The sequence below is a fragment of the Brevibacillus ginsengisoli genome (assembly GCF_050113715.1).
Lineage (GTDB): Bacteria > Bacillota > Bacilli > Brevibacillales > Brevibacillaceae > Brevibacillus_H > Brevibacillus_H ginsengisoli.
On the sequence record NZ_JBNJQR010000002.1, the window covers coordinates 472,095 to 496,490 of the forward strand.

24 protein-coding genes and 1 pseudogene are annotated in these 24,396 nt (G+C 42.5%); 11 read left to right on the forward strand and 14 right to left on the reverse strand.

Annotation, left to right across the window (positions count from 1 at the left end; all coding sequences use genetic code 11):
- Window positions 1–132: 132 nt before the first annotated feature.
- The 4 genes from ACQCN2_RS05785 to ACQCN2_RS05800 all read left to right on the forward strand — a co-directional run bounded on the left by ACQCN2_RS05785 (window position 133) and on the right by ACQCN2_RS05800 (window position 3,554).
- Complete coding sequence (locus ACQCN2_RS05785; RefSeq protein WP_426927944.1) at window positions 133–1,464, forward strand: cytochrome ubiquinol oxidase subunit I; 1,332 nt, start codon at window positions 133–135, stop codon at window positions 1,462–1,464.
- Between the two features lie 21 nt (window positions 1,465–1,485).
- Entirely contained in the window at window positions 1,486–2,526 is a 1,041-nt protein-coding gene (locus ACQCN2_RS05790) for a cytochrome d ubiquinol oxidase subunit II (protein WP_426927945.1), read from the forward strand.
- A gap of 73 nt (window positions 2,527–2,599) precedes the next feature.
- Window positions 2,600–3,247: a TetR/AcrR family transcriptional regulator gene (locus ACQCN2_RS05795; protein ID WP_426927946.1), complete on the forward strand. Its 648-nt coding sequence runs from the start codon at window positions 2,600–2,602 to the stop codon at window positions 3,245–3,247.
- 94 nt (window positions 3,248–3,341) lie between these two features.
- Window positions 3,342–3,554, forward strand: coding sequence for a hypothetical protein (locus tag ACQCN2_RS05800; RefSeq protein ID WP_426927947.1), 213 nt, complete (start codon window positions 3,342–3,344; stop codon window positions 3,552–3,554).
- Between the two features lie 191 nt (window positions 3,555–3,745).
- On the opposite strand, the gene ACQCN2_RS05805 is transcribed toward ACQCN2_RS05800, so the two are convergent.
- The 5 genes from ACQCN2_RS05805 to ACQCN2_RS05825 all read right to left on the reverse strand — a co-directional run bounded on the left by ACQCN2_RS05805 (window position 3,746) and on the right by ACQCN2_RS05825 (window position 7,920).
- Window positions 3,746–4,729 carry a ketoacyl-ACP synthase III gene (locus ACQCN2_RS05805; protein WP_426927948.1) on the reverse strand — a complete coding sequence of 328 codons (984 nt, stop codon included), beginning with the start codon at window positions 4,727–4,729 and terminating at the stop codon, window positions 3,746–3,748.
- A gap of 185 nt (window positions 4,730–4,914) precedes the next feature.
- Window positions 4,915–5,451 (reverse strand): cysteine hydrolase family protein, encoded by a 537-nt coding sequence (locus ACQCN2_RS05810; protein ID WP_426927949.1) that lies wholly within the window; start codon window positions 5,449–5,451, stop codon window positions 4,915–4,917.
- Between the two features lie 33 nt (window positions 5,452–5,484).
- Window positions 5,485–5,844: a Lin0512 family protein gene (locus ACQCN2_RS05815; protein ID WP_426927950.1), complete on the reverse strand. Its 360-nt coding sequence runs from the start codon at window positions 5,842–5,844 to the stop codon at window positions 5,485–5,487.
- Between the two features lie 123 nt (window positions 5,845–5,967).
- On the reverse strand, window positions 5,968–6,288 hold the full coding sequence (locus ACQCN2_RS05820) for an MGMT family protein (protein WP_426928181.1): 321 nt from the start codon (window positions 6,286–6,288) through the stop codon (window positions 5,968–5,970).
- 39 nt (window positions 6,289–6,327) lie between these two features.
- Window positions 6,328–7,920 (reverse strand): long-chain-fatty-acid--CoA ligase, encoded by a 1,593-nt coding sequence (locus ACQCN2_RS05825; RefSeq protein ID WP_426927951.1) that lies wholly within the window; start codon window positions 7,918–7,920, stop codon window positions 6,328–6,330.
- Between the two features lie 157 nt (window positions 7,921–8,077).
- On the opposite strand from ACQCN2_RS05825, the gene ACQCN2_RS05830 reads away from it, so the two are divergent.
- Window positions 8,078–9,361 (forward strand): hypothetical protein, encoded by a 1,284-nt coding sequence (locus ACQCN2_RS05830; RefSeq protein WP_426927952.1) that lies wholly within the window; start codon window positions 8,078–8,080, stop codon window positions 9,359–9,361.
- A gap of 23 nt (window positions 9,362–9,384) precedes the next feature.
- On the opposite strand, the gene ACQCN2_RS05835 is transcribed toward ACQCN2_RS05830, so the two are convergent.
- The 5 genes and pseudogenes from ACQCN2_RS05835 to ACQCN2_RS05855 form a co-directional block, all read right to left on the reverse strand.
- A complete protein-coding gene (locus ACQCN2_RS05835) occupies window positions 9,385–9,816 on the reverse strand; it encodes a DUF3147 family protein (protein WP_426927953.1) in 432 nt (143 codons plus the stop codon).
- Between the two features lie 5 nt (window positions 9,817–9,821).
- Window positions 9,822–10,190, reverse strand: a complete 369-nt coding sequence (locus ACQCN2_RS05840) for a DUF3147 family protein (protein WP_426927954.1) — start codon at window positions 10,188–10,190, stop codon at window positions 9,822–9,824.
- Entirely contained in the window at window positions 10,183–11,013 is an 831-nt protein-coding gene (locus ACQCN2_RS05845; protein WP_426927955.1) for a formate/nitrite transporter family protein, read from the reverse strand. Before ACQCN2_RS05845 ends, ACQCN2_RS05840 begins: the two co-directional genes overlap by 8 nt.
- A gap of 221 nt (window positions 11,014–11,234) precedes the next feature.
- Window positions 11,235–11,747: a hypothetical protein gene (locus ACQCN2_RS05850; RefSeq protein ID WP_426927956.1), complete on the reverse strand. Its 513-nt coding sequence runs from the start codon at window positions 11,745–11,747 to the stop codon at window positions 11,235–11,237.
- 40 nt (window positions 11,748–11,787) lie between these two features.
- Window positions 11,788–11,910 (reverse strand): annotated as a pseudogene (locus tag ACQCN2_RS05855) (IS1595 family transposase); the annotation flags it as partial.
- A 473-nt stretch (window positions 11,911–12,383) separates the two neighbouring features.
- Between ACQCN2_RS05855 and adhE the strand changes: the two are divergent.
- From adhE to pflA, 3 genes are all read left to right on the forward strand, one after another.
- Complete coding sequence (gene adhE, locus ACQCN2_RS05860) at window positions 12,384–14,993, forward strand: bifunctional acetaldehyde-CoA/alcohol dehydrogenase (protein ID WP_426927957.1); 2,610 nt, start codon at window positions 12,384–12,386, stop codon at window positions 14,991–14,993.
- An 89-nt stretch (window positions 14,994–15,082) separates the two neighbouring features.
- On the forward strand, window positions 15,083–17,344 hold the full coding sequence (gene pflB, locus ACQCN2_RS05865; protein WP_426927958.1) for a formate C-acetyltransferase: 2,262 nt from the start codon (window positions 15,083–15,085) through the stop codon (window positions 17,342–17,344).
- Window positions 17,345–17,348: 4 nt separating this feature from the next.
- A complete protein-coding gene (pflA, locus tag ACQCN2_RS05870; protein ID WP_426927959.1) occupies window positions 17,349–18,104 on the forward strand; it encodes a pyruvate formate-lyase-activating protein in 756 nt (251 codons plus the stop codon).
- A 108-nt stretch (window positions 18,105–18,212) separates the two neighbouring features.
- On the opposite strand, the gene ACQCN2_RS05875 is transcribed toward pflA, so the two are convergent.
- The 3 genes from ACQCN2_RS05875 to ACQCN2_RS05885 form a co-directional block, all read right to left on the reverse strand.
- Window positions 18,213–18,974, reverse strand: a complete 762-nt coding sequence (locus ACQCN2_RS05875) for an SDR family NAD(P)-dependent oxidoreductase (protein WP_426927960.1) — start codon at window positions 18,972–18,974, stop codon at window positions 18,213–18,215.
- A 132-nt stretch (window positions 18,975–19,106) separates the two neighbouring features.
- Complete coding sequence (locus ACQCN2_RS05880; RefSeq protein ID WP_426927961.1) at window positions 19,107–19,445, reverse strand: zinc ribbon domain-containing protein YjdM; 339 nt, start codon at window positions 19,443–19,445, stop codon at window positions 19,107–19,109.
- 37 nt (window positions 19,446–19,482) lie between these two features.
- Window positions 19,483–20,256, reverse strand: coding sequence for a Cof-type HAD-IIB family hydrolase (locus ACQCN2_RS05885; protein ID WP_426927962.1), 774 nt, complete (start codon window positions 20,254–20,256; stop codon window positions 19,483–19,485).
- A 173-nt stretch (window positions 20,257–20,429) separates the two neighbouring features.
- On the opposite strand from ACQCN2_RS05885, the gene ACQCN2_RS05890 reads away from it, so the two are divergent.
- From ACQCN2_RS05890 to ACQCN2_RS05900, 3 genes are all read left to right on the forward strand, one after another.
- On the forward strand, window positions 20,430–20,615 hold the full coding sequence (locus tag ACQCN2_RS05890) for a CDGSH iron-sulfur domain-containing protein (RefSeq protein ID WP_426927963.1): 186 nt from the start codon (window positions 20,430–20,432) through the stop codon (window positions 20,613–20,615).
- A 204-nt stretch (window positions 20,616–20,819) separates the two neighbouring features.
- Complete coding sequence (locus ACQCN2_RS05895) at window positions 20,820–21,617, forward strand: copper amine oxidase N-terminal domain-containing protein (RefSeq protein WP_426927964.1); 798 nt, start codon at window positions 20,820–20,822, stop codon at window positions 21,615–21,617.
- Between the two features lie 520 nt (window positions 21,618–22,137).
- Window positions 22,138–23,067 (forward strand): acetamidase/formamidase family protein, encoded by a 930-nt coding sequence (locus tag ACQCN2_RS05900; RefSeq protein ID WP_426927965.1) that lies wholly within the window; start codon window positions 22,138–22,140, stop codon window positions 23,065–23,067.
- 393 nt (window positions 23,068–23,460) lie between these two features.
- On the opposite strand, the gene ACQCN2_RS05905 is transcribed toward ACQCN2_RS05900, so the two are convergent.
- Entirely contained in the window at window positions 23,461–24,333 is an 873-nt protein-coding gene (locus ACQCN2_RS05905; protein WP_426927966.1) for an alpha/beta fold hydrolase, read from the reverse strand.
- Window positions 24,334–24,396: the final 63 nt, after the last annotated feature.

The window sequence follows — 24,396 nt, forward strand, 5'->3', positions numbered from 1 at the left end:
TCACGACAAAAATATTACTATATTACGAAAATTTATACAAATGTTCACAACAAAGAATCTTAGGTATTTAGGAATGACATATGCTTCCATGGAAAATAATTGAGATAGATGACATGGAAAGGAAGATAACTGTTGACTCATGTTCTGACAGCACGCTCTTTGTTCGGCACGACGATGGGTATGCATATTATCTTTGCAACCCTTGGGGTCGGCATTCCCCTGATGGTGTTATGTGCGGAATTGCTCTATCAGAAAACCAAAGATCGAGATTACGCCGTTATGGCCAATCGGTGGACGAAAGCGTTTGCCGTCTTGCTTGGAGTTGCGATTCCAACAGGAACAATCGCAGGTGTCCAACTAACCCTCCTTTGGCCTGGATTTATGGAGCTGATCGGCAAAGTAATGGCTCTTCCCTTTCAGATCGAAATATACGCCTTTTTCGTAGAAGCCTTGTTCATGTCGATTTATGTATACGCGGCAGATCGAATCTCAGCCAGAATGAGAATTCTCAGTGTGAGCATGGTCGCCATCGGAGCAGCAGCCTCCGCTATTCTTATTACGAATGTCCATGCCTTTGAGGGAACACCGGCAGGCTTTCGAATTGTGAACGGTAATTTAGTTGATGTTGATCCGTGGGCTGCCTTTTTTAACCCCAGCTTCTTCGTTACTGCCACACATGTTGTGTTTTCTGCCTTAATGACCGGTTCATTTGTTATTGCTTCGATTGCTGCGTTTAAGATGATCCGTGAACGGACCAACTTGAGAATCTACCAGTTTCATCGCAAAGCGCTCATGCTTTCGCTTGCTTTTGGCGGGATCTTTTCTCTGGTAACCGCTTTTAATGGTCATGAATCGGCTCAGTACCTGCATCGCTATCAACCTGAGAAACTGGCCGCAGCTGAAGGACTGTTTGAAACGCAATCGCATGCGCCTCTAGCGATTGGCGGATTCACGGATCCGAACACCCAAGAAGTAAAATATGCGATTCACATCCCCTGGGCGCTTAGTTTTTTGGCTGGCAATCGATTTGACACCATTGTAAAAGGGCTGAATGACTTCCCGCAGGACGAGTGGCCCCCGCTGTTTGTCCATACCCTGTTCAACGCGATGGTAGGAATTGGCTCCCTTTTGATTCTTCTATCCATCATCGGATTTTCCTGGAACAAGCTTATGAAAAAGCAAGTTTTTCCACGCTGGATGATGTGGTTATTCGTTGCTTCAGGGCCTCTATCCATGCTGGGGATCGAGTTTGGATGGATTTTTGCTTGTACAGGCAGGCAGCCATGGGTCATCTATCACATGATGAAAACCGAACAAGCTGTTACCACCACTCCACTTGGAACTCTGTTCATTCTGTTTACCCTGGCCTACCTAATTCTTGGGCTAGCCGTTGTGCTTGTCCTGCTCTATTACTTCAAACGACATCCGCTCCAAAACGAAATAAATGAAAACGCCAAAATCTAATTTGAACAGGAGGAAAGTCCAATGTCCGATCAAATTCTGGCGATAACTGTCTTATGGGGTTTTGTCTTCATCTACTCGGTAATGGCGACCATGGACTTTGGTGCAGGCTTCTGGTCCATGGTTTACCTGAATCGGGAGAAGACGAATGCCACGAACATCGCGAATCGCTATCTTTCTCCGACATGGGAGGTAACGAATGTATTTATTGTTGCCATCGTGGTCGCATTAGTTAGTTTTTTTCCGGGTGCTACCTTTACCTTGGGGACGGTATTGCTCATACCAGGTAGTTTAATTCTTCTTCTGCTCTCTGTACGTAGCGCCTTTCTCGTCTTCTCGCACGTTGCGCATGATTATCGTAAAATCTTAACCGTTATTTCGGGGATTACCGGTTTTATCATCCCTGGTTTGCTCATTCTTGTACTGCCCATCACCCATGGCGGATTTATTGAACAGGTCAATGGTGGACAGGAACTGCAATTGGGTAGATTGCTGCTCAGTCCCCATGCTCTCTCGTTTGTAGGGTTTGCGATCACAAGCACCTTGTTTTTATCCTCTCTGCTCTTAACCGATTATTCCAAAGTGGCGGATGAGCGGGATGCCTACCGGATTTATCGAAAAGATGCCCTGTTAGTAGGACCTCTCAGTTTGTTAATGGCATTTTTCATTATCATCACAATGAAAACGGAGGCAACGTGGCTCTACGCCAACCTTACTTCCTATTTTCCCTATTTGTTTGGTTCTGTACTTTTTTTCTTCCTCGGTTATGTGGTATTGCTTCTTCCAAAAAGAAATAAGCAGGAGCGTGGCTATCCTCGCCTCGCAGTTGTGTCGGTGGTTGTACAATATTTGCTGGCAGGCTATGCCTACGGTCGGGCGCATTTTCCCTACATGGTTTATCCCATCGTTACAGTCGAGTCTGGCTTTACTCATCCGGAAACGTTTCATGCGGTATTCGTCTCCTACATCGTTGGGTTTCTCATTCTGTTCCCGGGGTTCTTCTATTTTTGGCGATTATTCATGAACGATCGCAAATATATGAAGCAGCCAAAGGAAGCTGAGTGAAGGTACATAATGATTGACATACAAATCCTAACATATTAACATACATATGAATGTATGTAAGGAGGTGGTTCATTTGCCACGCAATAAATACCCTGAAATAACTGAACAGAGAATATTAGACACCGCCACCAAGCTTTTCATTGACAAAGGCTGGGAAAAAACAACCATCCAAGATATTGTTGACGAATTAGGGGATTTGACTAGGGGTGCTTTCTATCATCATTTCAAATCGAAAGAAGATATTATTGACGCCGTTCTCAATCGATTGGCATTAGAACATAATCCTTTTGATATAACAAGAGAAATGACAGGCTTAAATGGTCTAGAAAAACTAAAAAGTGCGTTTTTACTTTCCTTTACGAATCACGGACAGATTGAGGCAATCAAGTCTATCCCCTCCATTTTAAAAAGTCCTAAACTTGTTGCCAACCAATTAAGAGAGTGTATCAACATAGGGGCTCCTGATATCCTTGCGTTTATTGAGGAAGGTGTGATCGACGGTTCACTCTTCGTCCAATACCCAAAGCAGACTGCTGAAACTCTTATGTTACTAACCAATATTTGGCTGAGCCCGATTATTTTTTCAGTAGATACAGATGAATATATGCTAAAAGTAAAACACCTGCAGGAATTGTTTAATGGTATTGGGTTACCTATCTTTGATGATCAAATACTATCCGCTCTCGAGAATTTTCACAAAGAAATTGGCATTCCACGATAGGCTGTCACGATGCCGTTTTTTTTAATAAAATACATACATTTATATGTATGTTAGTTTGGGGTTACGCAAATAGATGACTGGAGGTTTAATCAATATGGAAGAAATGATTGAAAGTTATATAGACAATGCTCTTGATAAAATTGCTTCTCCGTTAATAATGTCTAGTATTTTTTTTGGTGTCCTACTGTTGACTTTAGGAATTGCTTGTCTTGTAAAAAGATCTTCAGCAAGAATCCTGAATCCTGTTGGATTGGTGTGCACGGGGTTCGGTACAGTTGTAATTATAAGTGGTTTGATCCAGATTTGATTTTTTTGATTGCTTGGGAACAATCGGTTATTTTCAACCAGGAAGAATTTTTTCTTCCTGGTTTTTTTACATTGCCAGTACTTGAGCCAACCTCAACCAACCACTGATTCGATCTTTGATTTGCAAACTTGTTCCCAAGCCCTACGTGTTCGTTTGTTTTTAGAGAAGGCATTGATTGGATTGGATGTTGATTAGATTGTCCATTGGACCAGCAATCCACAATAAGCCAATCCTCCACCGAACCCGTACAAAAGAATATTGTCACCTCTTTGAAGCTTTCCTTCCTTGATTCCTTTATCTAAAGCCAAGGGGATGCTGGCAGATGAGGTGTTCCCGTACTTTTCTAAACTGTAAAGTGTCTGTTCGATCGGAAACCCACTTTTCTCACACATGGATTCGATCATTCGGAGGTTAGCGCTGTGTGGTACGAACCAATTCACATCTGATAAATCCATGCCTGCTTTCTCCATCACCTTGGTCATTCCTTGAGGGACAGTGGTGACGGCCCACTTATACACTTCCCGTCCATTCTGAACAATGAAGCCATGATCTTTTAAAAGAAGTTCATCCATCCGATTGGACAGATTGGTGCAATATAAATGCATCCCCGCCTCGCCAACTGATCCAAGATGAGAAGCAAGGAAGCTGGGACACTCTTCATCGTATTCAACAAGCGCGACTCCGGCACCATCTCCGAAAAGAACACACGTATTTCGATCCGTGAAATCGGTAATCCTGGACAGCGTTTCTGCCCCAATGACGAGTACTTTTTTATTTAATCCGGAGGTCACCAATCCATTCGCTAGATGTAGTCCGTATGTAAAGCCGCCACATGCTGCGTTAAGGTCAATGGCTCCGGTATTGTTGATGCCCAATTTGCCTTGCACCAACGACGCTACACTAGGTGTGTGAAAATCAGGTGTCATCGTGCAAACCATGATCATATCCACATCATCTACTGGTTTGTTGAACCGTTCCATTAAATTGCGAACAGCCTGCACACACAAATCACTTGTGAATTCATTCTCATGGGCAATTCGTCTTTCTCGAATCCCTGTGCGTTGTACGATCCATTCATCACTTGTCTCCACCATTTTTTCTAAATCAGCATTTGTTAAGACACGCTCTGGAACATAAGAGCCGATTGCGGTTATACGGGCTTTAGATACAGTCATTTTTTAACCCTCCAGTTGGTTGGAATTAATTATGATCAAGTATTATTACCAGGTACTAATTTTAGACAAAGTAAGTTTATCATGTTACAACTCCGGCTTCAACTCTCTCTACTACTTTGTTATGAAAATTGTCAAAAAAGCAAAAAACTCCCTTAGTAAGAAAGGGAGCTTAACGAAAGTAAATCTTACAATACAATCTTGTTCGAAGGCACTACTTGGATACGGCTCTTCGGAGTACCTACCGTACTCAGGTTATGGTTGTGATGATTAATAATTTGTTCAGCGGGTAAAAGACCATCTACTGTCGTATGACCATCCTCGACTAACGTAACCTGAAATCCTCTTGAGATGGCAGCGCGACAAGTCGTATCCACACAGAACTGGGTTTGAGCACCGACGACTACCAAATGTGTAATTCCACCCCGGTCAAGCTCTTCCTGAAGTATTGTCTCATAAAAAGCGTCTGTTGCCTGCTTATGGATGATAACGTCGCTTGATCTTGGAGTTATTCCTTCAATAAACTGCCAGAACTGCGATCCCCTAGCCATGGGCTCACCTTGCTGACTTTCATGCTGTACATAGAAGATCGGTATTTGTTCAGAAATCGCCTTCTCAATCATCTGGTGAATGACTCCGAGTGTTTCTTCCTTGCGATATGTCCCCCACATAGGTCCAAATTGAACATCAATTACGAGTAAAGCGGTTTTCGGATCTTTTACCAAACACCTTCACTCCCTAAATCTTTCTGCTTTTGTTTAATACCCTACCTCAACGGAGGCGATAACCACATAGGCAAGATCGTTCACATCATCTTTGTCAGCAAGTACGACACCACTGGACGTCAGCATTCCGCCATCAATCACTTCGAAAGTCACTTCTCCATAAGGCAATTCTGCTTTGACAGCCTCCAAATCTACATGATCCTTGTCAATTGGAACGGCTAATCTTACGTGGACCTTCATGTTATGTATGTCGTTATCAGGCAGGACGGAACGCAAGCCCGGCATTGAATTATGGTGGATGGCGTTTTGAACAGCTCGAACGGACGCTTTGGTTACGTTCTGACCGTGAAGATCAATGCCCATTCCAATTTCAATAAACATTACTTTTTCCATTCGTCTCACTCCTATTTTGTATGATCGCAACTTTATGCTCGAACTACATCGTCATTATATCAAAAGCTGCAAACGCAAAATAGAAGAGCTGCAAACGAAATAACTTCTAATTAGATTACGAGTTCACTCATCATTTAATTTCGGATGGTACTGATACTTCTTCAGATCTATCCAGCGGCGGTTCGCAACTTCCACTCCTTCTTCCTCTAAAAAGGAGATTTGCGCAAACTGAGCTTCAGGGTCTTGTAGGCCAATTTCCCCTTTGGAATTGATCACTCGATGCCAGGGTAGATGATATTTGCTACTCATGGAATGCAGAATCCGTACAACCTGTCTGGCCCCTCTGGGACTACCGGCTAAGGCGGCGATTTGACCATACGTCATGACGGTTCCTCTCGGGATGTTTTGAATAATCGCGATCGCTCTTTCCGTGAAAGGCTTCAATTGCATGGTGTTCTTTCCTCTCTATTTGTTCAAATCTATCTAGTTGACTTTACGTTCCCCCGCTTGCCAGAAAGACTCCCGCAATACTACCTTTTGGATTTTTCCGGATGCGGTCTTCGGCAGCTCCTTGACGAATTGAATCGATTTGGGACATTTGAAGTGCGCCATGCGCTGACGGCAAAACGCGATAATGTCTTCCTCCGTCGCTTGATGTCCCTCTCGCACTACACATACGGCGTGCGGAACCTCTCCCCATTTTTCGTGCGGGACCGCAATGATGGCAGCTTCGAGGATGCTAGGATGCTCATAGAGTGCTCCTTCAATTTCTATCGAGGATATATTTTCGCCGCCGCTAATAATAATATCCTTCTTCCTGTCCACAATGTCGATGTAACCATTCGCATCAATCGTTGCCATATCCCCTGTGTGATACCAACCATTAACAATCGAACGCGCTGTTTCTTCCGGTTGCTGCCAGTACCCTTCCATCACCGAATTGGAGCGACAGATAACTTCACCCACTTCGATTCCGTTTGGTTCAATATCTTCGCCATATTCATTCACGACTCGCGCTTCCACGTTGAGCATACTGATACCGGCTTTGGCCTTCATCCGGTGAATAAGCTCTTCATTGCCTTCATCGCGGATCGCCTTCTTCACGTGACCCACCGTAATAAAAGGAGAAACCTCCGTCATGCCATACACCTGGAGGAATGTCCAGCCAAGCTCTTTTTCGACGGCTTTCACGAAAGAAGGAGGAGGTGCAGAACCTGCGATCACGACACGCATATTCTGGTTAATGTGAGCAGTTTTGGACGATGGTTCATTTAAAATCATGTTTAATACGGTGGGAGCCATACAGGCAACCGTGACCCCTTCCCGCTCTATGAGGCGAACTATGTGTGCTGGATCTATTTTACGCAGCATGACATGAGTCGCTCCCATTCCCGTAAAACAGAACGGTGTCCCCCAGCCGTTAACATGGAACATCGGCAATGTGTGAAGCAAGACATCTTCCTCTTCTGCTCGAGTATGAATAATCGTATTAATCGCGTTCATGTACAGGCTGCGGTGCGTTTGAATAACACCCTTGGGCCTTCCTGTAGTACCACTCGTATAGAGAATGGTTGCCATATCTCGCTCATCGACTTCGACATTGACGATCGTTTCGGGAGCGCTTTCAAGAATAGAATCATAGTGAAGCCAATCACTTGGATTCTTACAACCTTCTACCGGCAAAGATACATAAAACTCCACCTCAGTAAGGCCTTGTGCAATCGGTGTAATAAGAGGAGCAAGTTCTGCGTCTACCAAAATCATTTTAGCACCGGAGTGGTTCATAATATATTCATAGTCGTGTGGAAGTAGCCTTGTGTTCAATGGAACAATGACAGCTCCAAGCAGGAAGGCGGCATAGAAGGCTTCGTACATTTCGAGACGATTGGGTGAGAGTACAACAATACGATCTCCCTTCTGGATTCCATAGGAACGAAACGCATTGGACAGCCGATTGACGCGTTGGCCAATCTCTTCGTAGGTAAATCTGCGTTCGCCATCAATTACAGCTGTTTTTTGCGGATAATGGTAGACGGCCCGCTTTAAGAAGTCCTGCAATAATAATGGTACGTACATGAGACATTCCTCCCCCGAATACATATATATGGATATAACTGTATATTTTACCAACATACCACATTATCGTTACAGTATCAGAATAATCTGTGAACAATTCTTCACATCTTAAACTGGATTAGCATATACCCATTTTTATCGGGAAGGACGTGGTACAATGCCGTTAAATCTCAAACTTGGAACGGCGAAAGTGGACATCACACCGGCAGAACCATTACAGCTTGCGGGATTTTCTGCACGACACGGCTTGAATTACGAAATAATTGATCAACCGATCTTTGCGCGTATTCATTATTTTGAACAGGACCATAATGTAAGCAACAAAAGAAAATCATTAGTCATTTCGGCCGATATTCTTTCTTGGGGCCTTGAACTCATAAAGCGACTACGGACTAAAATCTACAAAAGGTGGAAAATAACACAGAATGCAATTATTTTTCATGCGACCCATAATCACTCTGGCCCTCAAACATCCAATTCACTGATCGAAATCGGTGAACTCGAACCCCGTTACATCCAACTGCTGGAAGCTCGATTGTTGAAAGGAATAGGAAGTGCCATTGGCAATTTAGAAGAAGTTCAGGTGGAACGCGGTAAGGGACACTGTCCGATTGGAATTAACAGGCGAAAATACGTGAACGGTAAGATTGATATTGCTCCTAATGTTGATGGCCCTAAAGATCCAGAAGTTAATGTTATTCGTTTCACTACAATGGAGGGTAAAACCAAAGCGCTGTTTGTGCATTATACATGCCATCCTGCAACGACGAACCGGAATGTGTTGTCAGCCGAATTTTGTGGTATCGCTGTTGATTACCTGGAACGGTATTTAGGGGAAGGTGCTTTTGTTTCTTACCTGCAAGGGTGCTGTGGTGATATCGATCCTCTCTTGCAAAAGAGTGGGACGGAGGGTACCGAAGCGATTAATATATTGGGCCATATTCTTGCTGAAGAAGTCATCCGTATTGTTAATACCTCGCTAAAGCCAGTAACTATTGATGAACTTCGTTGCAGTCAAAAGACTATCGATCTTCCCTTCCAAAGAGTGCCTTCTATTAAAGAGTTAAGGCAAATCGAACAATCAAAAACCGGAATCGTGAAGAAATGGGCCCAAAAACTATTGGATGAGCCGGAAAGATTGCAACAGTCAATACCTTTAAAATTGACGAGGTTAGATATCGCAGATGGGTTATCTTTTCTGGCGTTCAACGCAGAAATCGTAGTGGAATACGGTTCATTCATTAAAAATAATTTTGCCAATAAGATACTGCCTATCCCCTACAGTAACGGTACGATCGGTTATGTCGTTACAGCGAAACAATTAGAGGAAGGTGGTTATGAACCGGAAGAGTCTATATTTTGTTACGGGTTGCCTTCTCGGTTCGATCCCATTATTGAAGAAAAAATCCGCAGCGGTATCATCCAGTTTTTAAACTCATGAGCAAGATGAGTTTTGAGAGGAATTTACTCGTTTATATAAAACAATAAGCCGGAATCCTTGTGTACAGGATACCGGCTATTTACATTCTTCCTACTTATTAAGGACGCTTTTACAGCTTCTTTTATACGATAAATGAATAATGCCCCAACATACCATAGGAGTAATCCCAAGACAACGCTTAGCCACCAGATTTTGGTGACCATGAGAGATATCAGGACGACTATCACACAGAGAGCGCAACCAGCCATTCCGAAGACAGATCCCCTGGCAATCTCCGCCGCTTTGTGAGATCCATAAGTTAAACCGACCATCATGACGGAGATGATCATGACTGATGGAAAAGTGGCAGCGATACCGCTTAAGACCTTCCAGGAAGATAGACTAGAAATGAGATAACTGAGCACAACGGCAATCCCACCCAAGAAAAAGCTAAGTATCATCCGTTTGCGTTCCATTTTGGTTAGCCTCCAATTTGTGTCGATACATAAGAAACAATAATGGATACACACAACCATCCGACGACTGACTGAACCAAGCCTTTTTTCCATCCGTATTTGGTACTCATTACGCCCACCGCCACAGCGCAGAGGATGTTAATTCCCATTCCGATCAGTGCCCCTTTGGAAAGCGCGATCGATCGACTAATCAGTTCGCTGCCGGAAGCGTCAAGACGAATGGTCAACACAGCAGCAAGATAAACAGCAGGAAAGGCAGCAAAGATTCCGCCTATGGTTCCACCGATTTTGCGAGCTAAAAATGTTGAAGCAACCACGGCTCCCCCACCCAGCACGAAACGGATGAGAATGCTGGACAACGATAGGTCAACCATAATTCTTACCCCTCACTTGTACAGGTTTGATGGTATTACTAGATTCTACTTTTTCATCGTTTTTCAGATAAGCAAGCCAGTATGCACCCGCTACAAATATACTTCCACCCACGGCATTTCCCAAGAAGACAGGGACAAAATTTCTCAAATAATCCAACCACGAGAAGTGTCCAGCAAAGATGGCTGCCGGAATCACAAACATGTTGGCTACCACGTGCTGAAATCCAATAGCGACGAACGCCATGGTCGGGAACCAGATTCCAAGGATTTTGCCTGACATATCCTCGGCTCCATATGCTAACCAGACGGCTAAAGCAACTAGCCAGTTACAACCAATCCCTGAAATGAAGGATTGCAAGAAGGTTTCCTCCAGTTTCGCATGGGCTATGGCAACCGTCTTCAAAGCATATGGCCCAGTCTCCGTCAAACCAAGCACATGTCCGAACAGATACGCGACACACAAAGCTCCCAAAAGATTGCTGAGGGTTACCCAGAACCAGTTGGTGACAAGAGCTTGCCAACTAATTCGTTTGGCGAACCGGGCAAGCGGGACGGCCATCATATTCCCTGTCAAGAGCTCTCCACCCGCGAGTAACGTAAGAATAAGACCTAATGGAAAGATGGAAGCTCCCAGAAATGAACCCACACCGGCCCACTCCTTAGGAAAGACAGCAGCAACCCGGATGTTTAACAAGAAACCAAGTGAGATAAAAGCACCTGCCAAGAATCCCAAAACGAGTGTTTGACTGATTGGCATTGTGGCTTTTTTGAATCCTGTTTCAACTGTGACTTTGGCAATGGCATCAGGTTTGAGATAAGACATAAATAACTGCCTCCATAGTGAGAAGATTCTATGTGAAATATTTCACATGTTTTCTGCGCCTTCATTCTACCCTCTTCCCTCTCATTTTCCTAGTGAAAAAAAATGTAACTTAAATAGAGCGTTTTCAATGGCGACCAAGGATTTTTTTAGAAATAGCTCTGTTGATAATCCAGTAAAAAAGAAAAAGAACCTGATTATGGTCCTTTTATTGGCGTTTATTTCTATTCTCCTAACCATTGTTGCACTTTTGTATCCATCTCCTTTTGTAAATCCTTTATATTTCCAATATCTTGTTGCGCCAATTTGAAGTATTTTTCAGGAAACATCTTTTTTAAAGAAGACTGATACAAATCACCGTCTTGAGGTTCTATATATTCGATAACAGAGTAGTGCGCATCATTCTTCTTTAACCGAATGACAGCAGGCAAAGAATGTCCGGATTGGATTTCTTCACCAGAGGATTTATTAAAACCACCATAATAAGACCACATATAGACACTTAAGACTCCATTTGATTCACTAGTGCCATATACTTTATGGACTTCAAACTGTTTTTCTGTGTGAGCATATGAAGATAAGTATTTTTGAATGATGTAATTAGAAATTACCTCATCCATCTCTACGGTAATGTTTTTATCCCCATCTTTGAGTTCTATCCCATTTCCATTACAACCTGTTAATAACACCGCTACAAATAGCAGAAATAACCCGGTTAATTTTAATGTGTTTATCAAAAGTTCGTCTCCTCTGCTCTTTAATTGAACAATTGTATTCCTAATAAGGATACGCTCTCAAAGAATGATACGTTTCATTATTTGGTAATAAACAACTCTCTACTATCATTTTGCTTATAGAACCATCATCCCTTCTATTTCTCACAATATCGGTGAATTGAAACCGAATACTGGCTCACTTGCCGAAAATGACGCAAGAGATTGAATGCACATAGTCTTAGAAATAAAAGAAAAAACCTCAAGATGAATCGAAGGCTTCCATTTTTCAATCTGATGTTTCGAGATCAACGTCACAATCCTGTGTATACTCTACTGACTTAATTCTCTACACCTAATGCTGTTATTCCCCCACCGTAAATTTCTTAAAAACCTTATTCGAACAGCGAAAAACCTATCTATAAGGGAGTGAAAACGGTTAATTCAGCAGATAAATCATTATAATCTCGTAAAATAGGGTTTGTGAATTATTTCACAACGTTATATTATGAGTGTGCAAAGAGATTCGGTAGGGGGAAAACGAACTACCTGGAAAACAATCGCCATTATACTTGTGAATTATTTCACAAAGTCTCCTTTCCACTCTCTTTCTGTTTTGCGATTACCATTCAAAGCTCACTATTGGAGGATGAAGTTCACATGAAAAGCAAAGCGGATACTAAAGCAGTAGAAACAATTACTGTAGACGTAAATGGCATGATTGATGGCTTGCTCGCCAACGCCAAAACAGCTCTTGATGAAATGATGAAACTTGATCAGGAAGCAGTAGACCGCATTGTGCAGGCTATGGCCTTGGCTGGATTAAATAAACACATGGAATTGGCTAAAATGGCTGTGGAAGAAACCGGCCGTGGTGTTTTCGAAGACAAGATCACGAAGAACATCTTCTCTACCGAATATGTTTATCATAGCATCAAATACGATAAAACTGTAGGCGTTATTCACGAAAACGAAACAGATGGATATGTAGAAATCGCTGAACCAATCGGGATTATCGCAGGTGTTACACCAGTAACAAACCCAACTTCTACTACAATGTTCAAATCTATCATTTCTATTAAAGCAAGAAACCCAATCATCTTCGCCTTCCACCCATCTGCACAAAAATGCAGTGTGGCTGCTGCAAAAACCTTGTTGGATGCAGCAATTGAAGCTGGTGCTCCAAAACACGCGATTCAATGGGTTGAATACCCTTCTGTAGAAGCAACACAAGTATTAATGAATCACCCTGATGTATCCTTGATCCTGGCAACTGGTGGTTCTGGAATGGTTAAATCCGCATACAGCAGCGGTAAACCTGCTCTTGGTGTAGGACCGGGTAACGTTCCTTGCTACATCGAGAAAACAGCAAACATCAAACGCGCTGTAACTGACTTGATCCTCTCCAAAACTTTTGATAACGGTATGATTTGCGCTTCTGAGCAAGCGGTAATCATCGATGAAGCGATCTATGCTGAAACAACTGGGTTCATGAAAGAAAATGGTTGCTACTTCGTATCTCCAGAAGAAAAAATCAAACTAGAAAACATGATGATGAAGCCTGGTACATGTGCGGTTAACCCAACAATCGTTGGTCAGTCCCCTGCAATCATCGCCAAAATGGCAGGCTTCTCCGTACCAGCTGACACCAAAATGATCGTTGTTGAGTTAGAAGGTGTTGGACCGAAGTATCCATTGTCCGCTGAGAAGTTAAGCCCAGTACTTGCTTGCTTCAAAGTAAAAAACAGCGAAGAAGGGATCACTCGCGCAGAAGAAATGACCTTGTTTGGTGGTATGGGTCACTCCTCTGTTATCCACTCTACTGATGATGATGTGATTAACGCTTTTGCGAAACGCCTAAAAACTGGACGTCTGATCGTGAACTCCCCTTCTACTCACGGGGCGATCGGTGACATCTACAACACATTGATCCCATCCTTGACACTTGGTTGCGGTTCTTACGGTCATAACTCTACAACTTCTAACGTAACATCTCGTCATTTGATCAACATCAAACGTGTCGCTAAACGGAGGGTCAATATGCAATGGTTTAAAGTACCAAATCGTATTTACTTCGAAAACGGCTCTCTTCAATACTTGGAGAAAATGCCGAACATCTCTCGTGCGATGATCGTAACCGATAACTCCATGGTGAAATTCGGTTATGTCGATAAAGTGTTGACTCAATTGCGTAAACGTCTTGATTATGTTCACTGCGAAATTTTCAGTGAGGTTGAACCAGATCCATCCGTTGAAACCGTAATGAACGGTGTAAAAATGATGAACAACTTCCAACCTGACGTCATTATCGCTCTTGGTGGCGGTTCCGCAATGGATGCTGCCAAAGGTATGTGGTTGTTCTACGAATATCCTGATCTCTCCTTCGATGACTTGCGTCAGAAATTCTTGGATATTCGTAAACGTGTGTACAAGTTCCCTAAATTGGGTACCAAAGCACAAATGGTTGCGATCCCTACAACATCTGGTACTGGTTCTGAGGTTACATCTTTCGCGGTTATTACTGATAAAACTCAAAATGAGAAATACCCATTGGCTGACTATGAATTGACTCCAGACGTGGCGATTATTGACCCATCTCTTGTCATGACCGTGCCAAAAGGTGTAACGGCTGACACTGGTATGGACGTACTCACCCATGCGATTGAAGCGTATGTATCCATCATGGCTTCTGACTATACCGATGCGTTGGCACTGAAAGCAATTGAGCTTGTCTTTAAGTACCTGCCACGCGCCTATAAAGATGGTAAAGACGCAGTAGCCCGTGAAAAAATGCACAATGCTTCCACAATGGCTGGTATGGCGTTTGCCAACGCGTTCTTGGGTATCAACCACAGTCTTGCGCACAAATTGGGTGCTGAATTCCATGTGCCACATGGTCGCGCAAACAGTGTTCTCTTACCTTTCGTTATCCGTTACAATGCGTCGAAACCGACTAAATTCGTATCTTTCCCTAAATATGAGCGCTTCATTGCAGATGAAAAGTATGCGGAAATCGCCCGTTTCCTTGGTTTGCCAGCTTCCACCACCGCTGAAGGTGTTGAATCTTTGATCAAAGCGGTTAAAAACTTGGCAAAAGAAGTTGAGGTTCCAGCATCTATTCAAGCTTGCGGAGTAAACGCAGCTGAATTTGAAGCAAAAGTTGACACGCTTGCAGAACGCGCATTTGAAGATCAATGTACAACAGCCAACCCTCGTCTTCCACTTGTAAAAGAACTTGCCGCCATCTACCGTCAAGCGTACAAAGGCTAAGCATCTACCTCTCCTCCCGGTTGAAGGTTCATCTTAACCGGGGGGAACCTACATTTTACCATACTCACCTATGAAGGGAATTGAGATATATGAAAGATGTAAACGAGGCTCTCATTCAAAAAGAACAAGCATGGAAAGGCTTCAAACAAGGCGCGTGGGCTAACGAAGTAAACGTACGAGATTTTATTCAAAACAACTGGATTCCTTACTTGGGTACAGATGAATTCTTGGCTGGACCAACCGAGAACACCAAGAAGCTAGAGAGCATCGTAAACGATCTGTATCGTCAAGAACGCGAGAAAAACGGCGTGTTGGATATTGATACCAAAACACCTTCAAGTATCGTCTCCCATGGACCTGGATATATCCAAGAAGACATTGAACAAATCGTAGGTCTTCAAACGGACTCCCCTCGCCGCCGCTCAATCATGCCGTTTGGTGGAATTCGCATGGTTGAGGATTCTGTTAAGGCATATGGATACGAAATGGATCCGCTTGTTAAAGATATCTTTACGAAATATCGTAAAACCCATAACCAAGGTGTGTTTGATGCCTACACTCCAGAGATGTTGCTTGCGCGTAAAGCGGCCATTATTACAGGCCTTCCCGACGCTTATGGCCGTGGACGCATTATCGGGGATTATCGTCGTGTCGCCCTGTATGGGATTGACTTCCTGATTGAAGACAGAAAACATCAGTTTTCTTTAACGAATAAAGAATCAATGACTGAAGCAGTAATCCGTGAACGTGAAGAGATTACCGAACAATTCCGTGCGCTGAACGAATGCAAGCAAATGGCTGCTTCTTACGGTTACGACATCTCTAAACCAGCAGCGAATGCGAAAGAAGCTGTACAATGGGTGTATTTTGGTTATCTCGCCGCCATCAAGGAACAAAATGGTGCCGCAATGAGTATTGGTCGTATCAGCACATTCCTCGATATTTACTTTGAGCGTGACCTGCAGGCAGGTGTCATTACCGAAGAAGAAGCACAAGAAATCATGGACCACTTCGTCATGAAGCTCCGCATGGTGAATTTCTTGCGTACGCCTGACTACAATGATTTGTTCAGTGGCGACCCTACTTGGGTAACTGAATCTATTGGTGGTATGTCACAGGATGGCAAACCACTCGTAACCAAAACGTCTTTCCGTATTCTGCATACTCTTTTCAATCTAGGACCTGCTCCAGAACCAAACTTGACTGTTCTTTGGTCTAAAGATTTGCCACAGAACTTCAAAGATTTCTGCGCCAAAGTGTCCATTGAGACAAGCTCCATTCAATACGAAAATGATGATTTAATGAGACCGATTTATGGTGACGACTACGGTATCGCCTGCTGCGTATCCGCGATGAAAATTGGTAAACAAATGCAATTTTTTGGTGCTCGCGCCAACCTTGCCAAAGCCCTTCTCTACGCAATCAACGGCGGTGTAGATGAAAAAATGGGTGTACAGGTAGGACCAGCAGTCGCTCCTCTTCAAGGTGAATATCTGCAATACGATGAAGTAATGGAACGTTATGAACAAGTGATGGATTGGTTGGCGGAGTTGTATATCAATACACTGAACGTCATTCATTACATGCATGATAAATACAGCTACGAGCGTTTCGAGATGGCGTTGCATGACCGTCATATCCTGCGCACAATGGCTTGCGGTATCGCTGGACTCTCTGTCGTAGCCGATTCCCTAGCTGCTATCAAGTACGCCAAAGTAAAACCGATCCGCAATGAACGAGGCATTGCTGTTGACTTCATTACAGAAGGAGAGTTCCCTACTTTTGGTAACAACGATGAGCTTGTCGACCAGATTGCTGTTGAAATGGTTGAGAAGTTCATGAGCAAATTGCGCAAGTATCCAACCTATCGCAATGCGGTGCACACTCAATCCGTGCTTACCATTACATCTAACGTGGTCTATGGTAAGAAAACAGGTACAACACCGGATGGTCGTATCGCAGGCGAACCATTTGCGCCAGGTGCGAACCCAATGCATGGACGTGATCAAAAAGGAGCTCTCGCATCCTTCACCTCTTTGGCGAAATTGCCGTATGAAGAGTCTTTGGATGGTATCTCCTACACCTTCTCTATCGTGCCAGGTGCCCTTGGAACAAATCGTCAGGATCGTGTGAAAAACCTGGTATCCCTACTTGATGGTTACAGCATGCAAGGTGGTCACCACGTGAACGTTAACGTATTTGATCGGGCTCAGCTTCTCGACGCAATGGAGCATCCAGAGAAATATCCACAGTTGACCATTCGTGTATCTGGTTATGCGGTGAATTTCATTAAATTGACGAGAGAACAACAACTTGATGTAATCAACAGAACTTTCCACGAAAGAATGTGATGGTATGGAAGGCAAGATTCATTCGGTAGAAACTATGGGATTGGATGACGGACCGGGTATCCGCTATATTCTCTTCATGCAAGGATGTCCGCTGCGATGCCAATTCTGTCATAACCCAGATACCTGGCAGTTAAGCGATGGCAGGGCTGTAGACAGCATGACGATTTTTGAGGAAGCCAAGAATTACATGCCCTACTATCGCGCATCTGGAGGCGGAATTACGGTAAGCGGTGGAGAACCCCTCATGCAAGCGGCATTTGTAAAGGACCTGTTTCGAGCGTGTAAAGAAGCCGGCATCCATACCGCACTGGATACCACGGGCATGATTTGGAATGATGACGTGGAAGAGTTACTCCAGTATACCGATTTGGTCTTGCTTGACCTTAAGGAAATGGATGAAGGAAAGCACCACGAGCTCACCGGCTGCTTGAACAGATCAGTTCTACAATTTGCAAGGTATCTGGCTCGGCATAACATTCCCGTCTGGATCCGACACGTCCTTGTCCCAGGTCTCACTGACCATCCAGATAGCATCGAACAGATTGGTGCTTTCATTCAGCCCATGACCAACATTCAACGAGTCGAGCTGCTCCCCTTTCACAAGATGGGTGAGTACAAATGGAAAGAATTAAATCTCCACTACAAATTGACCGAGACAGAACCTTCCTCTGAGCAAGAAGTACAACAAGCGTACGCCTTGCTTGGAAAATATCTCTCAAAACAGATTATGCCAGGCTGGATTCCCCCCACTTCCGCATAATTGATGATAGTAAACCGCAACGACCCTCTCCCCAAGGTTGTTGCGGTTTTTTGTGGTAATACCGGCGTGGCTAACACCGCCCTGATTGTCAATACGTTCCTTTACAAACTATTTTCTTGTTCTCGTCACATACGGATAAATCGGATCTCTTAATTGAAATTCATACGTTTCACCATTCACAATGCCTACAACCTTTTCGCTATCATAAAGTTCTAACATAAATCCAGCCATTTCTTTCGCAGTATGAAATTTAGGAACTACACCTTCATATTGGAATGAATCTGAATCCAACGCACGTTTAGCAAATTCCGTTTCAGTTGCAGCAGGAGCTAAAACTTTGGCTTGCAAGGCGGCTCCTTTTTCTTTCAATTCTTGTGCAAGACCTTCTGTAAAGGCACTTACGTAGAACTTTGTCGCGCAGTAGGTCACAGCATCGGCAACGATCAGGTATCCTCCTCCAGAAGAAATATTGATGATTTGCGTTCCATCAACCTCTGCATAATCTCGTACATAAAGCGAGGACAGAACGGTTAACGCCTCTATATTCAAGTGAAGCATCGTCTCGATTTTATTTAAATTTTGTTCCCCCACAGAAGCAAAGTTTCCAAAACCGGCATTGTTAATCCATGTCTCGATCTGATAATTCCGAAGACTTTCGTAAAATTCATATACGTTCGCTTTATCAGATAAATCAACGGTTCGAATGACAACATCCAGGTCTGCATTAATTTCAGCCACTTTTGATTTTAGCTTTTCCAATTCTTCCGTTCTGCGGGCTGCTATGATCAAGTTTTTTTCGCGAGCTGCAAAAGCAAGCGCCGATTCGTACCCAATCCCTGAACTGGCACCCGTAATAACCGTATATTTCATATATATTCCTCCTGAATTTTATTGAATTCTTTCATTGTGAACGAACTACGAGTTGATTATACTGGATAAAATTAAGATGTATGCTTCATTGGCTAAAAAAAGGCCAGCGATTTCTCGCCAGCCCTCTAGTCGTTACACCTTTTTAACGAATTCAGATTTTAACTGCATAGCTCCGATACCATCGATTTTGCAGTCAATATCATGGTCTCCGTCAACCAAGCGAATATTTTTCACCTTCGTGCCAATTTTAACGACTAATGAAGTTCCTTTTACTTTAAGGTCTTTAATTACCGTTACAGTATCACCATCATTTAGGACGTTTCCATTCGCGTCTTTGACGACCTTGACCTCTTCTTTTTCGCTCTCTGATTCTAAAGTCCACTCATGTCCACATTCTGGGCACACAAATAGAATCCCGTTTTCGTAAGTGTACTCTGAATTGCATTTTGGACAATTTGGCAAGCTAGACATTTTTTCATTTCCCCCATTGGCTATGTGAATTCTACTATTATAACAGACCGACAAGCTCCAGACCATGTGCGATTCCGTGTTCGTCAACGTCTTTGGTTACGTATTTGGCCGCTTGCTTCACAACATCGGAAGCATTGCCCATTGCTACACTGTTAGCAACCGAACGAAGCATTTCCAAATCGTTTAAACCGTCTCCAAAAGCGTACACGTCCTCGCTTTTAATTCCCAATTGATTCACCAAAACCTCAATTCCTTTAGCTTTGGATCCTCCAACCGGAAGTACGTCAACCGCGAGCGGATGCCAGCGTATAAACTGAAAATGATCAAAGTCAGTCTGATTTGGCAATTCTTCGTCTTTCGAACAGAATAAAATCGTTTGATAAAGATCTCGGGCTTCATAATACGCCGGATCGAATGCGGGATGATCAAACTCTAGGGAGCCCATGCTTTTTTGTACAAATGGATGGAATTCGATATTGGTCTTCATATCCAGATGATCCATATATAAAAGCGGCAATTGGGACTTTGAACAGTAGTCTGAAAGGGAGCGAATGGCTTCTTTATTGAGCGGGTTTGTATAAATTGGCTGGTTATTCAATACAACATATTGTCCGTTATAGCTAACATAGGTGTCAATTTCCAGCTCAGCGCGCAAGTCCTCAAACATGAAGGGTGCGCGACCAGTGGCGATAGCTACATCATGGCCCTTTTCACGCAATGCTTGAATGGCTTGTTTGGCAGATGCGGGCAACTTCTTCCCGTGGTCGAGAAGTGTTCCATCTATATCGAAAAAAACCATTTTCTTTGTCATGCTTTCTCTCCTTTTTGCTTCCTCTTTTGTCTTATCTCTCTATCCAATAAGGTTTTTTCACCCTCACTTAATTTTATCATAGATTCAACCTCTTGTTCCTTTTCCCGTGTTTTTTCATGTAAATGTAATATCAAGCGGATGACAAGGCATATAGTGAACTGGAGGTGAAAAGTATGGCTGAAATCAAGATATTAGACAATGGTCCGTTAGTAGTATCAGGAACGAAATTAATCGATGGTGAAGGAACTCCTGTTGAAACAAAAGAACAGTTCTATCTCTGTCGATGTGGTTTAAGCACGAACAAACCTTATTGTAATGGTGCACACAAAAATACGTTCGAAAGTCAAGTAAGAGCGTAAAAACATGGATTAATAAACAGAGTCCACTCTCCCAGTAACTAAAGGAGATATTGGACTCTTCTTTCTTGCTATTTCAGCTATTTCTTATGCATCTTAAGTTTCAGGAATCCACGTTCTTATTCAAACTTATCAATCGCCCACATATTGGAATAGATAGAATAACATGCTATAATCCCCCTGAAAAACTAATTGGGGGAAATTTGGATGAATAGAACTAATATGAAGCTAATTATTTTTGTGTTTTTGTTTACTACACTGTTTTTTATGAACCTTGAATTTTCCACACCGAATCAAGTTCTGGCCTATGATATAAAGAAACACGGAACATCAAAGTATGCTAACGGGGATACATACGAAGGTGATGTCTGTTATTCTGATATCCTTAAAGAATTCAGCCCTTGTGGAGATTATGGGCAAATCCTAAATCCAGAAGGACAGATCATTTACGAAGGGTTTTTTGAAGAATTCTCATCTGGGACGCCTCATCCTAGGTATGTCAAGGACGTGTACAAAACGATTACCGGAATAACCGTGTATGGTACACAGAGTAGAGCCTTGATGGCCCCGATACGAGATTTGGCTGATGCTCTGGGATTTACAGTTGAGAAATGGGATCCTAAAACACAAGAGGTTACGATAAAGAAAGACTATACCACATTGGTTTACCGGTTAAACTCAGACGTCGTGAAAATTAACGGTAATGAATTCTGTGATTGGACAACCGTAAGGCTCATAAATTCCAAAATATACGTACCAGTTGAATACCTGCTTTCCACAGAATTACACCTCTATATACACGCTTATCAAACAGAAAAATCATTTGTAATCCACCCCTATTTCGGCAGGGAAGAAGATATCATCGAGATCACGACGATTGAAGGAAAGAAAATCGTGATTAATAATGACCTCATGACTTCCAAAAAGTTAAGAGATTTAACACTAGCAAGATTAAAAGCAGAGGAACAAAAACAGAAGCAACCAAAACCAACAAAAACAAAATAAATTGATGAATGTTTTATCCAGTAACGCAAAAGAGTCCACTCTCCTGCTAATAGGTAAGAATGGACTCTTCTTTCTTTCTATTTCAACTATTTCTTATGCATCTTAAATTCTAGGAACAGTTCGTTGTAGTGCGCCAACATTTTCTTCCCTAGGTTCTCATAAATCTCCAGACCCTCGGTAATCAGGGTATTTTTCACTTATTTCTATTTTGACATACATTCATGTTTTTGTTCTTTTTACCGCTCTATATCAAGTGAATATATTGTTCAATGAAAGTAAAGTATTTCTGTAGTTCTTTATGAAAAATTTAAAGAACTACATGTTATTCGCGTATGTACTTAGAAATCTAATTGGAAAATTAAAGAGGTAGTCTGGAATGAAAAAACGTTCCAGGCTACCTCTTTTTACCCAACTATCGAAAGCTCAATTACATTAAAAGTAAAATCTCTGTCACTCATAAAATAACCTCCATAATTTCCTATTGTACAATAATATAGAAGGTAAATTGGGAGGTGTCTTTATGGCTGAGTATTATATTCGCCCAGAACGTTCAACTTTGCACGGTTCTTTTTCAAAAGAGTTCACTCCAATAGTATCAATCAATTCAGGTGACACTGTTCGCTTCGAGACTCTTGATGGTGGGTGGAATGCTGGTACATTTCAATTGGACGGTGTGAGAGAGAAATTCTGTGAAAGACGTCATCCACAAGACAGCGGCCATGCCTTGATCGGACCTATTTATATTAATGGAGCAAGACCAGGAAAAACATTGGCTATTCGTATAAACGATATTAAGACCGGCAATTGGGGCTGGAGTACCGGAGGTGGATTTCCGAATATTATTAACAAAAGATTGGGTCTTCACGAGGGACCAGAGTATGTTTTGAGGTGGGACCTAGATGCCTCGAACAATTTAGGGATTAGTAACAAAGGACATAAAATACAGCTCAGACCCTTTATGGGTATTATGGGTATGCCTCCAAATGAAGATGGGATCCATTCCACTTACCCCCCAAGGTATTGTGGAGGGAATATTGATTGTAAAGAACTTATTGCTGGCAGTATCTTATACTTACCCATAGCAGTAGAAGGTGGACTTTTTTCTGTTGGTGACGGTCATGCTGTTCAAGGTGATGGAGAGGTATCTAGTCCAGCTCTCGAATGTCCAATGGAGTTAGTTGATCTTACCTTCACATTACTTGATCAATGTTTATCGTTCCCAAGAGCAGAGACTCCCGATAAGAGAATTACCTTTGGATTCCATGAAGATGTACATGAAGCAGCGATGATTGCCTTAGAGGGAATGCTTGATTGGATTCAGGAATTGTATAGTTTTGAGCGAAAAGAAGCATTAAATTTGGCAAGCCTTCTTGTTGATTTGCATATTACTCAACTAGTCAATGGCGTAAACGGTGTACACGCCTTATTATCCAAAGAAGCCATTCTTTAAAAAATAAATTAAAGCTTATGACTAGTTCAGCAAAAACAGCTGCTGTAAGACCATCTGCGGCCTTTAGTGTTACTCATGATTAAAACAAGGTGTTCCTTACGATCCAAGACTACATGCTAAAAAGTGCGGTGTAAAATGGAACGAAGATTATGAGAAAAAAATCAAAGTTAAAACAGAAATCGGCTTGTTTGAGTTAGAGGCTGATAAATTAGCAGAAGAACCAATAGATATTGAATAATTGATAGCCCAAAGTGGAGACCTAAGTGCTTTGATTATAGATCTTTGCAAAAACACCTGAAAAAATGGAAATTAGTCGATATATTTATTAGCCGTTTTTTATACACCTATATAGTCAAAGCACTACGTTACATTAGACTGGCTTTGTAATTTGAACTATCGTGTTCCGTTAGCGATCAAGGTATTCAGAATAAATTCCCTTATGGCGATTGAAGTTTCTTCAGGTTGTTCTTCCGCTGAAAAATGTCCGCAATTTTCGATTATCTTGGCATTGATATTTTGCAGGCCGTTTTCTCTAAATCCGGCAAGGTATTTTTCAATATTTGTGTATTCATCCGATCCTCGCAAGTAAAGAACCGGCGTTGACACCATAACATTTTTTGACGCGACATTATCCTTCTCATCCTCAAGGAAACTTCTGTATAAATCAAACCCTGCTTTCAATGCGTCTAAACGGGAATAGGCTTCGACATATGATTTCCTGCGGGCTTCACTCATTCTCTTGCCTTTTCCGGCTAATACATCATAGAAAAAGGAGAAATAAGGAAGTTCTTTGCCTGAAATCAGTATCTCTGGCAATTCAGGTACGTTATGAAATGCAAAATGCCTGATGTAAGGATTACTTTTCACCTCGTTCCACGGATCAACACCGGGAATGGCGACATTCATAATCACCGCGCGCGAAAGCCTGTCAGGAAAGCTTTTCAAGAAAGCATACGTCACCTGGCCTCCAGCATCACACCCTACTAAAGTGACATCATACAAATTCATATGATCCATAATCCCTCGAACATACTCGGCTATATTGCGTTTGCTGTATGACTGCAAAGGAATTACTGAATTCCCGATACCGGGGATGTCGATAGCGATAACATGATACTCTTCGGCAAGCCTATTCATCACGCCTTCAAACTCCAGCCAACAAGTCGGCCAACCGTGAATAAAAAACACTGTCGGCTTTGATATGGAACCGGCTTCGACCACATGGATCGGGACCTCTTTGACAATAACTTCCCGGTGTGTGAACAAACCTTCTCACTCCTTTTATATTTTCTGATCACCTCACGATCCTAACATTCAAAATATGACAAC

Coding starts and splice junctions, on each gene's coding strand:
- ACQCN2_RS05790 (WP_426927945.1), top strand. CDS start 1,486: ATGTCCGATCAAATTCTGGCGATAACTGTCTTATGGGGTTTTGTCTTC.
- ACQCN2_RS05800 (WP_426927947.1), top strand. CDS start 3,342: ATGGAAGAAATGATTGAAAGTTATATAGACAATGCTCTTGATAAAATT.
- ACQCN2_RS05805 (WP_426927948.1), bottom strand. CDS start 4,729: ATGACTGTATCTAAAGCCCGTATAACCGCAATCGGCTCTTATGTTCCA.
- ACQCN2_RS05815 (WP_426927950.1), bottom strand. CDS start 5,844: ATGGAAAAAGTAATGTTTATTGAAATTGGAATGGGCATTGATCTTCAC.
- ACQCN2_RS05825 (WP_426927951.1), bottom strand. CDS start 7,920: ATGTACGTACCATTATTATTGCAGGACTTCTTAAAGCGGGCCGTCTAC.
- ACQCN2_RS05830 (WP_426927952.1), top strand. CDS start 8,078: ATGCCGTTAAATCTCAAACTTGGAACGGCGAAAGTGGACATCACACCG.
- ACQCN2_RS05835 (WP_426927953.1), bottom strand. CDS start 9,816: ATGGAACGCAAACGGATGATACTTAGCTTTTTCTTGGGTGGGATTGCC.
- ACQCN2_RS05840 (WP_426927954.1), bottom strand. CDS start 10,190: ATGGTTGACCTATCGTTGTCCAGCATTCTCATCCGTTTCGTGCTGGGT.
- ACQCN2_RS05845 (WP_426927955.1), bottom strand. CDS start 11,013: ATGTCTTATCTCAAACCTGATGCCATTGCCAAAGTCACAGTTGAAACA.
- adhE (WP_426927957.1), top strand. CDS start 12,384: ATGAAAAGCAAAGCGGATACTAAAGCAGTAGAAACAATTACTGTAGAC.
- pflB (WP_426927958.1), top strand. CDS start 15,083: ATGAAAGATGTAAACGAGGCTCTCATTCAAAAAGAACAAGCATGGAAA.
- pflA (WP_426927959.1), top strand. CDS start 17,349: ATGGAAGGCAAGATTCATTCGGTAGAAACTATGGGATTGGATGACGGA.
- ACQCN2_RS05875 (WP_426927960.1), bottom strand. CDS start 18,974: ATGAAATATACGGTTATTACGGGTGCCAGTTCAGGGATTGGGTACGAA.
- ACQCN2_RS05880 (WP_426927961.1), bottom strand. CDS start 19,445: ATGTCTAGCTTGCCAAATTGTCCAAAATGCAATTCAGAGTACACTTAC.
- ACQCN2_RS05885 (WP_426927962.1), bottom strand. CDS start 20,256: ATGACAAAGAAAATGGTTTTTTTCGATATAGATGGAACACTTCTCGAC.
- ACQCN2_RS05890 (WP_426927963.1), top strand. CDS start 20,430: ATGGCTGAAATCAAGATATTAGACAATGGTCCGTTAGTAGTATCAGGA.
- ACQCN2_RS05895 (WP_426927964.1), top strand. CDS start 20,820: ATGAATAGAACTAATATGAAGCTAATTATTTTTGTGTTTTTGTTTACT.
- ACQCN2_RS05900 (WP_426927965.1), top strand. CDS start 22,138: ATGGCTGAGTATTATATTCGCCCAGAACGTTCAACTTTGCACGGTTCT.